Here is an 11,197-nt window from a genome sequence, read left to right as displayed (position 1 = left end):
CCTATATTCTATTAGGTGTCTATGCCACAGTGCCAGTCACTCACACAATTTAGAATCTTATAGCATTGCAAATGACATATTCAAGTAAAAATCCACGAAGACTCCTGCGGGAATACACGCAATGTAAGACGCAACAGACGACGCGAAAGCGACGGTTGCGGCTTACAACGTGCCCGCGGAAAGCGAAGTGGATTTTTACGTTTTGAGAAACCTATATTCTATTAGGTGTCTATGCCACAGTGCCAGTCACTCACACAATTTAGAATCTTATAGCATTGCAAATGACATATTCAAGTAAAAATCCACTAAGACTCCTGCGGGAACACACGCAATGTAAGACGCAACAGACGACGCGAAAGCGACGGTTGCGGCTTACAACGTGCCCGCGGAAAGTGAAGTGGATTTTTCCGGTTTGAGAAGCCTATATTCTATTAGGTGTCTATGCCATAGTGCCAGTCACTCAAACAATTTAGAATCTTACAACGTGCCCGCGGAAAGCGAAGTGGATTTTTCCGGTTTGAGAAGCCTATGTTCTATTAGGTGTCTATGCTAAGTACCAGTCATTCAACAATCCGCCAGAAAGCGCAGTGGATTTTTTAAGACATAAAAATTCGGGTATTATGCTGATATAGAAGAAATTATGAAGAGTCCTGTAATTTCTATTACATTCACGCATTTTGCCGACATTGCTTTATTTTCCTCGTCACTGTACAACTACGTAGTTTTTCACCATACAATCCCATTAAATTTTTAAATCCTCATTTTTTTAGATTAAATTAATGATTCATTAACATAATAAGTAATGGGCGGCATAAACTATTTAGTAAAGGAGAATGACTCATATGAGAAAATATATATATAATGTTGTCATTATATTATTTGTTTTACAAATGAGTCATGTGCAAGTATTCGCAAATTATGAACAACAAAATATAGCAACGGCTAATTCAATAGAAACATTACAACAGCAAATTCAGAATGAAGTGATGCAATTGTCTACTGAATTTGATATTCGATACACTGGTAATATATCTGACTTAAAAGACCAACTAACAGAGCTTATAAAACATGCCATTACAGATCCATATATTTACGCCAATATTTCTAGTTTCAAATGGAAATATGATGGCTATGCAAATAATATTGTCATTCAATTTCAGTTTACCTATCATATCTCACAGGAAGAGGAGGCATTTGTCGAGCAAAATTTGACAACTATTGTTGCATCTATGCATGGATTAAGCAAACTGGAGAAAATACAGGCTGCACATGATTATATCGTCTTAACTTCTGAGTATTCAAAGGATAGTGAAGGAAGTCAGTATTCCCCATACACGTTGCTAACTGAAAACAAGGGTGTATGTCAGGCCTATGCTTTAGTACTATATCGGATGTTAGAGATGCTAGACTTTGAAGTACAATATGTACCAGGTAAAGTGGGAGAACAATTGCATGCATGGGTATTAGTGAAGCTTGATAATGAGTGGTACCATATTGATGTTACATGGGATGATCCATTGCCCGATCATAAGGGCGAGGTACGCTATAATTATTTTCTCGTTTCTGATAAGCAACTAGCACAAGATCATACATGGGATTATGCAAGTTTTCCAGCGGCAACAAGTGAAAAATATGCTGATTGGCAGCAAATAACTAAAGTTGAAGTTCTTACGAAACCTTTAACTAATTATTTAAATTATAATAGAGGGCTCGCTATGCTAGAAGAAAATACACTTCATATAAAACAATTAGTAGAACCAACGCCTCTGTTATTCAATCAGGATCAAAATAACAGCAAGTCTGTTCAAATAGTTTTCGATGAACAAAATGAAAAATTCATTCTACAGAGAAGTTTTACGCTTCGTCCGATTTTTGTGAATGTAAAAACGAATGCTAAAGTTGGACAAAAGAGGCTCATCAGCGTTGACAGAACTGAAAAGAGAATGCCACAAGAAAAATACGTCATAATAAAGGAGGTGTCCCCTTTGCTTGGGGCACCTCCTTCTTCATATTAACAACTAAGTTTTTTTGTATTACTTATGCTCATTAAGTGCCTTCTCTAATGTTTGCATATTTTTCTTCATCAATGTAAAGTACGTTTCATTATTTTTTACATCATCGCTTGTTAACACACTTAAATTATGCAATACAAGTGATTGAGCACCAACTTCTTTTTGAATGACTTCTGCTAATTTAGAAGAAACATTTTGCTCGAATAAAATGTAATGAATATTTAAGTCATTCGCTTTATCGACAATTGCTGTTAGTTCTTTTTGAGAAGGTTCATTTTGTGAGTTTAAGCCTGCAATTGGGACTTGTGTTAAACCATATTGGCCAGCGATGTAGCCAAATGCTGCATGTGACACAAAAAATGTCTTGTCTTGAGTTGCATCAGCCATCGCTTTGTATTCACTGTCTAAATCTTGTAGCTCTTTTACTAGAGCTTCATAATTTGCTGTAAATGTCGCTTCTTGTGCTGGCATTTTTTCAACTAATGTATTTTTAATAGATAGTGCTAAATCTTGACTAATAATAGGCGAGAGCCATACGTGCGGATCGACACTACCATGATCATGTGCATCATGAGCTTCATGCTCATCATGCTCATCATGATGATCTTCCTCAGTTGCATCATGTGCTTCATGCTCATCATGGTGATCTTCTTCAGTTGCATCATGTTCATGGTCATGATCAGCTTCATCTTCTTCGTCATGCGAATGGCCAGTGCTAACCGCTAATTTTTCATCGGAAATTTGAGCTGCAGTCGCAACCATTGTAACGTCTTCCTTGGCTAAAGTTTTTTTAGCATTTTCAACAAAGCCCTCAAGCCCTAAGCCGATGTAAAAAAATATATTCGCATCTGCTAATTTCATCATATCTTTTTGTGTTGGCTCAAATGTATGCTCGTTTGTACCAGGAGGATAAATAGAAGACACTTCTACAAAATCGCCACCGATTCGCTCTGTAAAATAGCTCAATGGATAGACAGTTGTGTATACGGATAACTTGTCTTTATTGTCCGTCGTCTGTTTCGATGTAGATGATTTATCACCGCAGGCAGCTGTGAATAATGCAAGCACAGTAATTAAGAAAAATAGAAATACTTTTTTCATATGTTAGATACCTCTTTCAAATAGTAATCATTACGATTTATTTTTTTGACAGTTTCTATAATAACGCACATCGGAAAAAAGTACAAGAAAAAATGACCTTCGAAAATTAATTCTTTTTCGAAGGCCATTTTTCAGGCACAGGATCAAAGCCACCAGGATGAAGTGGCTGGCATTTTAAAATACGTATTACGGTTAATATTAGACCTTTAATAGCACCGTGCTTTTGAAAAGCTTCTAGTCCGTATGAGGAGCATGTTGGATAAAAGCGGCACGTTGGTGGCGTCATAGGTGAGATAAATTTTCTGTAAAACTGAATGAGCCATATAAAGGGATATTTCATGCTTGACCATCCTTGTGATGTGAATTTGATTGCTCAGGCTTAGCATCAATTGTTTGTGTAAAAAAGTCGCCTTTTTTCTTGAGAATGACAATGACGGAGACTCCAAACATTAGCATCATCATGGCAATCATAATTATTATTGGTAATGGCACACCCATTGTTTTCACTCCAATTTCTATTCGTTATTGTAATTATAAAAGATGATCTTAAGAATGTGTTTATAATTTGCTTGGCTAGGTTCAAACGATAGCTGAAACAAATTAAGGCCCTGCGACTGTCAACAGATTTTTACAGAAGTTTTCTGATCGGGCTATATAAATCTGGTGCAATTACGTCATGGCGTAATTGATTATTCATCGTGTTGATGAAAACTTTGATTAGGCTTTTCATCAACCGTATGCTTAAAGGCATAAGCACGATTGACACTTACAATGGTAGCAATTGTAACTAAAACAACGATTATGATTGCTACCGTTAAGAGCGAGACTAAACTCATTGCATTCACTCCGTTCTTGTTCATTATACCTATTATAAAATAGATGCTCTAGTTTAGTTGTGAAGGAAGTTTGACATTCCAGCGAATAAAACATTCTGTTTACCACCATACTATGGAAAAAGGGGTGTTATAAATGGATCGTCAGCGTGTATATTTTTCACTTGCTCAAAAAACATATTATACAAATCCATACGAGGGTCAATGGAATTTCGAGCTCAACGTAGATCGACAAGCATTGGATGTTTTCGAAAAAATATTTCAACAAATGCAACTATTAGAAATTGCGAATGGATGGCGTGCGCAATTACCTTATTTGCAATATCATTTGGACAGAGAAAATGACGAATTAGATTTACGGTTAAAGAAAATTTACGCACTCATTCACGAATATGGAGATGACGATACAAAGGAATTTGTAGAACAGCTTCCATATTTCAATAAACGTGTCTAGCTGTTTATGCTAGACATTTTTTATCTTAAATATTTTATTTTAGAAATAGTAATTGGAAAATGATTTCTATAAAAATAATGGAAAGCGTACCAATACTAACTATAGCCATTTTTATTTGAATGTTGTTCTCAAGTGAAGTTATATTACAAACAGAACAGCTTAACGCGACTCTAGAAGGGTTTACCATTGTCATTAATGATGAACTAACATTTTGGATACAAGCGAGTAAAGTGGGAGAAGCTCCAATCTGTATCGCAGTTTCTGTTTGTAATCGAATAAACATCGTATTTGAAGCCGTATTACTACCAGTTAAAAAACCCCCCGTAGCGCCAATTAAAGGTGTAATGAATATAAAAAGTGAACCAAAAGAATGTGCAGCAGTTAAAGATAGTAGCTGAATCATCTTTGCCTCTGACATCATTTCTGAAACAACAATATATAAAAAAGTAGTAAGCAATACTGGGTAACATTTATTGATTGTTAATTTAATGCTATCGATTATTGATGCGCTATTTAAACGGAATAATATACATGTAAAAAGACAAACAATGAAGAGAAAAAATCCAGGCGAATATAAAAAAGATAACTGAAAATGATAAGACTTTATTGTTACGGTAAATAGGTGAGTTAAAAAATCTTTAATGGGCGGAATGGTTCTTGAAATGAACAATAAAACGATTAACAGCAAATATGGAGAAATATTTTTTAACAATGCATTAGAACGATGCTGATTGCTCCTATTGTGTAAAGTAATCATTATAAAAATTGTTATGATAACTGTTAATGAGCCAACTAAACCTGCAAGCTCCACACTGATGAAACGATTACAAATCCACACGCTTAAACCTAATAGCAATCCAATCCATAGTATTTGCAATTGTTTCTTTTTCATTGCTTTTTTTCCCACTCCAATATAAGTAACTAAAAAGGCGAAATAAATATAAATAGGGATACACAGAAGGGCACTACCAACACCTAAATCCTCTAAGGGAATGTTTCCTAATGATGCACCAATCATTGTGCCCATCGCTAACGTCCCCCAAGGAATTATACATAAACTAATTAATGCAATGAGGGAAGATTGGATCGCATTAAATTTTAAAGCTATTAAAATAGGTGCAATAACAATTACCGCTAAGCCAAAGCCACTAACAGATTCAATTAAAGGTGAAAGCCCTAAAGCTAATAACAACACTTGATACGTTTTGTCATCGGTAGAGGTGGCGATGGCAGTAGCTATTTTTTGTATCGCTCCAGATTTATCCATTAAATGAAATAATAAAATGCCAAAAAATAAAATATAAATTACTGGCACTGTTGTAAGAAAACTTTTGATGAAAGGTTTAGGAAGCAACACGACGCTGGTGTGAAATACAGGAGAAATAGCGATAACGGTTGTAAGTATGCAAGCGACAGTGCCAGTAAAAATAGAAGATTTTTTTAAAATGAATATCATAAATAAAATACTAACTAAAGGTAATAGTGCTAAAACGACTTTTATCATTGAACAACACTCCTATGTACTATTTATTCGCTTTAGTATATTTTATTTTCACTAAAGTGTAAATATGTAATGTTAGTTATTTTTTCTGTATTGAGGGGAACCATCTTATAAGTTGATTGTTGTAGATAATGTACAATATCATAGTAGAAGGGCAATCTCTGAAATAAAAATTTCACTAAAGTAAAAATAATAGTAGGACGAACAATAACGAAGTAGTGAGAGGAGCTTTTATAATGGGATTTGGAAAGCAAGTAAATGCTATTAGAAAAAAAAATAAGATGACATTACAGGAGCTTTCAGTCGTCAGTAACGTGAGTGCCTCGATGCTATCTCAAATTGAAAGAGAAGAAAAAAATCCAACTATTCAAATAGCTTGTCAAATTGCGGAGGCATTAAATACAACGCTTTCTGCTTTGTTAGATCAACAGGAAAAAAGGGATATTGTAGTTATAAGAAAAGATGAACGCCCAATATATGTCGACGAAAAGTCTGGGTTTCAACGTCATTTATTATCACCTTCCGTTCCTTCTAGAGGCATTGAGTTTGTTTTAAATATCATTCCAGCCAATAAAGAATCGGGTATATTTCCTGCACATAAATCAGGCGTAAAAGAGTATATTTTTGTTAAAAGCGGGAAGTTACGTGTTGAATTAGGACGTGGCACTTTTTATGAAGAATTAGCAGCAGGGGATTCCTTCTTTTTTGAAGCGGATACAGAGCATCGATTTATCAATATAACAAATGAAGAATGTCACTATTTCCTTGTAATTGATTCCTCACAGTATATGAAGTAATAAGTCAGCAGAACGTAATGAATACATTCGTTACAATATAATAATAGGAGTGGAATGGAATGTTTTCATTTACAGATTTAAATGGTTTTCAAGTCGATTTAAGCTTTACAAGAGGTGAGTTTGAAGTTGAGCCGAAGCATGTACTTATCTTTTTAAAGCATAAAAATAAATGGTTATGCACGATTCATAAGCGTCGTGGCGTAGAAGTTCCAGGTGGTAAGGTAGAACCTGGCGAAACATTAGAACAAGCTGCTGTTAGAGAAGTATTTGAAGAAACAGGTGTACATGTGAAAAATCTTCGTTGGTTCGCAGAATACGCTGTCCATGGTGAACTATTGTTTTGTAAAACAGTCTTTACTGCGCAATTTGTAAGTCAGGAGAAGGTAGAGTTTGACTTGGAGACATCAGGAATGGTCTGGCTAACTGATGAAGAGTTTGTAAGTCACCAAAATTTAAGCTTTCATATGAAGGACGAAGGCATGCAAAAAATGCTAGAGGAGCTGAAGCGTTATGACGATCAATGGTGAAATAGTTGAAAAACGTCCATACCCTTCACCGAATCCAGCTATTCGTTTATCAGAAATTACTTATTTATCACTTGGATTACGGGTTAAAGGCTTGCTAGCAGAGCCTAAGGCAGAAGGTACATACGATGGGTTTTTATATTTACGTGGAGGAATGCAAAGCATCGGCATGGTGAGACCAGCTCGTGTTGCTCAGTTTGCCGCACAAGGTTTTATCGTTTTTGCCCCTTACTATCGAGGGAATAGAGGAGGAGAAGGTCGTGATGAGTTTGCCGGTCAGGATCGTTATGATGCAGTGCATGGAGTAGATGTGCTAAAGCAATTTTGCAATGATAATATTCATGTGTTTGGCTTTTCACGTGGAGGTATTATGGCGCTGTGGACGGCAATTTTACGTAAAGATATTACATCGGTTGTTACGTGGGCAGGTGTTTCAGATGCGACAGCTACTTATTGGGAGCGGACAGATATGCGTCGTATGATGAAACGCGTAATTGGAGGGACACCTAATCGTGTACCAGAGGCTTATGATGCACGTACACCTTTATTTGAAGTTGAACACATTACAGCACCGGTGCTTATTATTCACGGCTATCGTGATGAAAATGTAGATATTGAACATGCAAGGCAATTAGTATTTTTCTTAGAGGACGCCAATAAAAAGTTTGAAACGTGGTATGATTACCGTTTTGCACATCAATATCCACCTGCTCAAAATCGCGAAACTGTGCGCGCTTTGTGCGAATGGATGAAGAAACAGTGAAATTTTAGCAAAGGGATATTTTAAATTGTTTGAGTGACTGGCACATATAAATCATAAAAATCCACTGTGTTTTCCATGGGCACAAGGTAGGCCGCAACCGTCGCTAACTGCGCCGTTTTTGCGGCTTACGCTACTTGTGTTGCCATAGGAATGTTCGTGGATTTTTATTATGTTAGTTATAAAATATAGGACTAGAATAGTAAATTGTGTGAGTGACTGGCACCGATTATTTTGCGTAGGTGCTTAAGAAAGATTGGATTTTTTCCCAATATTTTGCTCCTGCTACATTTTCGGCTCTACCGTGGCCAGCACCTTCAACAAGTAGTTTTTCTTTAGGCACATTGGCTGCTTCATAGACTTCATTTAGCATTGAAGAAGGGACGAATGTGTCGTTACTACCGTGGATAAATAGCATCGGTGTTTGTGATTTTGCAACTTGTTTGACCGTATCAGCTTCACCAAGTGTATAGTCAGCCTTTAATTTCGTTACGGCTGAAGCAAAATACATGATAGGGAAGGCTGGTAAGTGGAAGTTCGCTTTTAGCTGATAAGAAAATTCGCCCCAAACAGAAGAATAGCCACAATCCTCGATGATTGCCTTAACGTTTGTAGGTAATTCTTCGCCAGATGCCATCATTACTGTGGCGCCTCCCATCGAAACACCAAAAAGGACAATTTCTGCATCGTTATTTAATTGAACCGTATTGTCAATCCATGACACGACATCTAAGCGATCATGCCAGCCCATTCCGATATAGTCTCCTTCACTTTTACCATGACCTCTCGCATCAGGAATAAGTACATTATAGCCCATGTCATAGAAGTGTTTTGCATACTTGGTCATCTGTAATCCATCACTTGAATATCCATGAAAAATAATTGCCCATTTGTTTGAATCATTTTGATTTTTAATGGAATAAGCATGTAGTTTTAGTTGATCTACGGATTGAATCGTTGTTTCTTCGTAATGGCTGTTAAACCATGTTTCACGAGCCTCTTGCTCTTTCACTTCATTCGGATTAGAATCAATTAAATTATGTGGTGCATCAAGAACGGCTGATTTATCAGATTGTGGATTTAACGCCAAGTTGTAAAAGTAATTGCCCGCAATAAATCCTGCTCCAATAAACAATACAAATAATGAAACGATGATGCCAACTAGTATTTTGTATTTTTTTTTCATATGTATCCTCCAATACTATCCAAAACATAAAAATTTGAAGAGTATTTTTTATAAAAACGGGTAAAAAAAAGGGAACGAATAAATCGTTCCCTTAGCCGCATTATTATTTTAATGGACCACCAAGTTTAGTGATTGCTTCAGAAACATTTGAGAATTTCTTGAAGTTGTCATTGAATAGACCAGCAAGTTCAGCAGCTTTTACATCATAAGCAGCTTTGTCTGCCCATGCATCGCGTGGGTTAAGCACTTCTGAAGGTACGCCTTCAACTGCTGTAGGAATGTGTAAGCCAAATACAGCATCTTGAGTAGTTTCAACGTTGTTTAGTTTACCATCGATTGCAGCACGTACCATTGTACGAGTGTAAGAAAGCTTCATACGGCTACCTGTACCGTATTCGCCACCAGTCCAGCCAGTGTTTACTAAGAATACTTGTGCGCCATGCTCATCGATTTTTTGACCTAACATTTCAGCATAAACAGTTGCTGGAAGTGGAAGGAAAGGAGAACCGAAGCATGTAGAGAATACTGGTTCTGGCTCTGTTACACCACGTTCAGTACCTGCAAGTTTAGATGTGAAACCACTTAGGAAGTGATACATTGCTTGTTCTTTTGTTAATTTACTGATTGGAGGTAATACACCAAATGCATCAGCAGTTAAGAAAACGATTGTTTTTGGATGACCTGCAACAGATGGATCAACAATATTTTCAATATATTGGATAGGGTAAGCAACACGTGTATTTTCTGTTAATGAAACATCATCGTAATCACAAACACGAGTTTCAGGATCTACAGCTACGTTTTCTAGTACAGAACCGAAGCGGATTGCGTTATAGATTTCAGGTTCTTTTTCAGCAGAAAGGTTAATTGTTTTTGCATAGCAACCACCTTCAATGTTGAATACGCCGTTGTCAGACCAGCCGTGCTCATCATCACCGATTAATTTGCGGTCAGGGTCAGCTGATAAAGTTGTTTTACCAGTACCAGATAAACCGAAGAATAATGCCACATCGCCAGCTTCACCTACGTTTGCTGAACAGTGCATTGATAGGATGCCTTGTTGTGGTAATAGGTAGTTCATAATACCGAAAATAGATTTTTTCATTTCACCAGCATATTCAGTACCACCGATTAGGATGATTTTCTTTTCAAGTGATACAATAATGAATGTTTCAGAAGATGTACCATCGATAGCTGGATCTGCTTTAAAGTTAGGAGCTGAGATAACTGTGAAGTCAGCAACATGAGAAGCTAATTCTTCTTGTGTTGGACGGATAAATAATTGATGGGCGAAAAGATTATGCCAAGCATATTCATTGATTACTTGGATGCTTAATTGTGAATCTTTGTCAGCACCAGCAAAACCGTTGAATACGAATAATTCGTCACGTTCTTTTAAGTATTTAACTACTTTTACATATAAGTTATCGAACACTTCCGAAGAAATTGGTTGGTTTACTTTACCCCAGTCAATTTTATCTTTTGTGCTTTCTTCTTCTACCGTATATTTATCTTTAGGTGAACGACCAGTGTATTTGCCAGTTTCTGCACGAACTGCGCCATCTACTGTTAACATAGCCTCACCACGAGATGTAGCTTTTTCCGCTAATTGTGGTACTGAAAGTTGAACGTTAATGTTCCCGCCGTTTAATAATTCCTTCAGTTCGTTTGCAATTTCTACTGAATTCATCGATTAAATACCATCCTTTTTTATAGTATTCCCTTGAGTTTGAGGGAGTTTTTCTTAATTTCAAAAATAGTATAACACAATTGCTTTAATAATCTATACTAATTCAAAAATTATTTTCGTGTTTTAAATAACTTTCAACAAAAAGTCATAAAATAATTGACAACGTTCGACCTTTTACGTAAGATGAGGAATTGAACGGATACTCTTATCCCGAGCTGGTGGAGGGTCAGGCCCTGTGAAACCCGGCAACCTGCATGAACTATTTCACGACATGCGCTGGTGCCAACCTGATGCAAGGGGAAAACCCTTGAACGATAAGAGTGAAAGGTTACGAAGTCA

Annotated in this window: 12 protein-coding genes and 1 riboswitch; of the genes, 5 read left to right on the top strand and 7 right to left on the bottom strand. The window is 36.6% G+C overall.

The window, feature by feature from the left end; all coding sequences use genetic code 11:
- Positions 1 to 842: 842 nt before the first annotated feature.
- Positions 843 to 2,015: a transglutaminase domain-containing protein gene (locus ACIP9G_RS16775; RefSeq protein ID WP_401020840.1), complete on the top strand. Its 1,173-nt coding sequence runs from the start codon at positions 843 to 845 to the stop codon at positions 2,013 to 2,015.
- An 18-nt stretch (positions 2,016 to 2,033) separates the two neighbouring features.
- On the opposite strand, the gene ACIP9G_RS16770 is transcribed toward ACIP9G_RS16775, so the two are convergent.
- The 4 genes from ACIP9G_RS16770 to ytzI all read right to left on the bottom strand — a co-directional run bounded on the left by ACIP9G_RS16770 (position 2,034) and on the right by ytzI (position 3,949).
- Positions 2,034 to 3,113, bottom strand: a complete 1,080-nt coding sequence (locus ACIP9G_RS16770; RefSeq protein ID WP_401020838.1) for a metal ABC transporter solute-binding protein, Zn/Mn family — start codon at positions 3,111 to 3,113, stop codon at positions 2,034 to 2,036.
- Positions 3,114 to 3,219: 106 nt separating this feature from the next.
- A complete protein-coding gene (gene yidD, locus ACIP9G_RS16765; protein WP_340822904.1) occupies positions 3,220 to 3,453 on the bottom strand; it encodes a membrane protein insertion efficiency factor YidD in 234 nt (77 codons plus the stop codon).
- Positions 3,450 to 3,611, bottom strand: a complete 162-nt coding sequence (locus tag ACIP9G_RS16760; protein WP_340822905.1) for a hypothetical protein — start codon at positions 3,609 to 3,611, stop codon at positions 3,450 to 3,452. Before ACIP9G_RS16760 ends, yidD begins: the two co-directional genes overlap by 4 nt.
- A gap of 191 nt (positions 3,612 to 3,802) precedes the next feature.
- The gene (gene ytzI, locus ACIP9G_RS16755) at positions 3,803 to 3,949 is read right to left on the bottom strand and encodes a YtzI protein (protein WP_340822907.1); all 147 of its coding nucleotides are present in this window, start codon (positions 3,947 to 3,949) and stop codon (positions 3,803 to 3,805) included.
- A 133-nt stretch (positions 3,950 to 4,082) separates the two neighbouring features.
- Here ytzI and ACIP9G_RS16750 point away from each other — a divergent pair, with 133 nt between their 5' ends.
- Positions 4,083 to 4,400 (top strand): transposase, encoded by a 318-nt coding sequence (locus ACIP9G_RS16750; RefSeq protein ID WP_340822908.1) that lies wholly within the window; start codon positions 4,083 to 4,085, stop codon positions 4,398 to 4,400.
- A 34-nt stretch (positions 4,401 to 4,434) separates the two neighbouring features.
- On the opposite strand, the gene ACIP9G_RS16745 is transcribed toward ACIP9G_RS16750, so the two are convergent.
- Positions 4,435 to 5,904, bottom strand: a complete 1,470-nt coding sequence (locus ACIP9G_RS16745; protein WP_401020833.1) for an L-lactate permease — start codon at positions 5,902 to 5,904, stop codon at positions 4,435 to 4,437.
- A gap of 233 nt (positions 5,905 to 6,137) precedes the next feature.
- On the opposite strand from ACIP9G_RS16745, the gene ACIP9G_RS16740 reads away from it, so the two are divergent.
- Genes ACIP9G_RS16740 through ACIP9G_RS16730 form a run of 3 tightly spaced genes read left to right on the top strand, consistent with a single transcriptional unit; the run spans position 6,138 to position 7,985 of the window.
- Positions 6,138 to 6,698, top strand: coding sequence for a helix-turn-helix domain-containing protein (locus tag ACIP9G_RS16740; protein WP_340822912.1), 561 nt, complete (start codon positions 6,138 to 6,140; stop codon positions 6,696 to 6,698).
- Positions 6,699 to 6,757: 59 nt separating this feature from the next.
- Positions 6,758 to 7,225, top strand: a complete 468-nt coding sequence (locus ACIP9G_RS16735; protein WP_340822913.1) for an NUDIX domain-containing protein — start codon at positions 6,758 to 6,760, stop codon at positions 7,223 to 7,225.
- On the top strand, positions 7,209 to 7,985 hold the full coding sequence (locus ACIP9G_RS16730; RefSeq protein WP_340822914.1) for an alpha/beta hydrolase family protein: 777 nt from the start codon (positions 7,209 to 7,211) through the stop codon (positions 7,983 to 7,985). Before ACIP9G_RS16735 ends, ACIP9G_RS16730 begins: the two co-directional genes overlap by 17 nt.
- Positions 7,986 to 8,211: 226 nt before the next feature.
- Here the strand turns inward: ACIP9G_RS16730 and ACIP9G_RS16725 are convergent, their stop codons facing one another.
- Together ACIP9G_RS16725 and pckA are read right to left on the bottom strand one after the other, a co-directional pair.
- Positions 8,212 to 9,168: an alpha/beta hydrolase gene (locus ACIP9G_RS16725; protein ID WP_401020830.1), complete on the bottom strand. Its 957-nt coding sequence runs from the start codon at positions 9,166 to 9,168 to the stop codon at positions 8,212 to 8,214.
- Positions 9,169 to 9,271: 103 nt separating this feature from the next.
- Positions 9,272 to 10,858, bottom strand: a complete 1,587-nt coding sequence (gene pckA / locus ACIP9G_RS16720) for a phosphoenolpyruvate carboxykinase (ATP) (RefSeq protein ID WP_401009134.1) — start codon at positions 10,856 to 10,858, stop codon at positions 9,272 to 9,274.
- A 202-nt stretch (positions 10,859 to 11,060) separates the two neighbouring features.
- Positions 11,061 to 11,179: riboswitch (SAM riboswitch) on the top strand.
- Positions 11,180 to 11,197: the final 18 nt, after the last annotated feature.

It is taken from the genome of Lysinibacillus sp. NPDC093197 (assembly GCF_044754025.1).
GTDB lineage: Bacteria > Bacillota > Bacilli > Bacillales_A > Planococcaceae > Lysinibacillus.
Note: the sequence above shows the minus strand (reverse complement) of the source record. Positions and strands in the feature narration are given on the sequence as shown.

Coding starts and splice junctions, on each gene's coding strand:
- ACIP9G_RS16775 (WP_401020840.1), top strand. CDS start 843: ATGAGAAAATATATATATAATGTTGTCATTATATTATTTGTTTTACAA.
- ACIP9G_RS16770 (WP_401020838.1), bottom strand. CDS start 3,113: ATGAAAAAAGTATTTCTATTTTTCTTAATTACTGTGCTTGCATTATTC.
- yidD (WP_340822904.1), bottom strand. CDS start 3,453: ATGAAATATCCCTTTATATGGCTCATTCAGTTTTACAGAAAATTTATC.
- ACIP9G_RS16760 (WP_340822905.1), bottom strand. CDS start 3,611: ATGGGTGTGCCATTACCAATAATAATTATGATTGCCATGATGATGCTA.
- ytzI (WP_340822907.1), bottom strand. CDS start 3,949: ATGAGTTTAGTCTCGCTCTTAACGGTAGCAATCATAATCGTTGTTTTA.
- ACIP9G_RS16750 (WP_340822908.1), top strand. CDS start 4,083: ATGGATCGTCAGCGTGTATATTTTTCACTTGCTCAAAAAACATATTAT.
- ACIP9G_RS16745 (WP_401020833.1), bottom strand. CDS start 5,904: ATGATAAAAGTCGTTTTAGCACTATTACCTTTAGTTAGTATTTTATTT.
- ACIP9G_RS16740 (WP_340822912.1), top strand. CDS start 6,138: ATGGGATTTGGAAAGCAAGTAAATGCTATTAGAAAAAAAAATAAGATG.
- ACIP9G_RS16735 (WP_340822913.1), top strand. CDS start 6,758: ATGTTTTCATTTACAGATTTAAATGGTTTTCAAGTCGATTTAAGCTTT.
- ACIP9G_RS16730 (WP_340822914.1), top strand. CDS start 7,209: ATGACGATCAATGGTGAAATAGTTGAAAAACGTCCATACCCTTCACCG.
- ACIP9G_RS16725 (WP_401020830.1), bottom strand. CDS start 9,168: ATGAAAAAAAAATACAAAATACTAGTTGGCATCATCGTTTCATTATTT.
- pckA (WP_401009134.1), bottom strand. CDS start 10,858: ATGAATTCAGTAGAAATTGCAAACGAACTGAAGGAATTATTAAACGGC.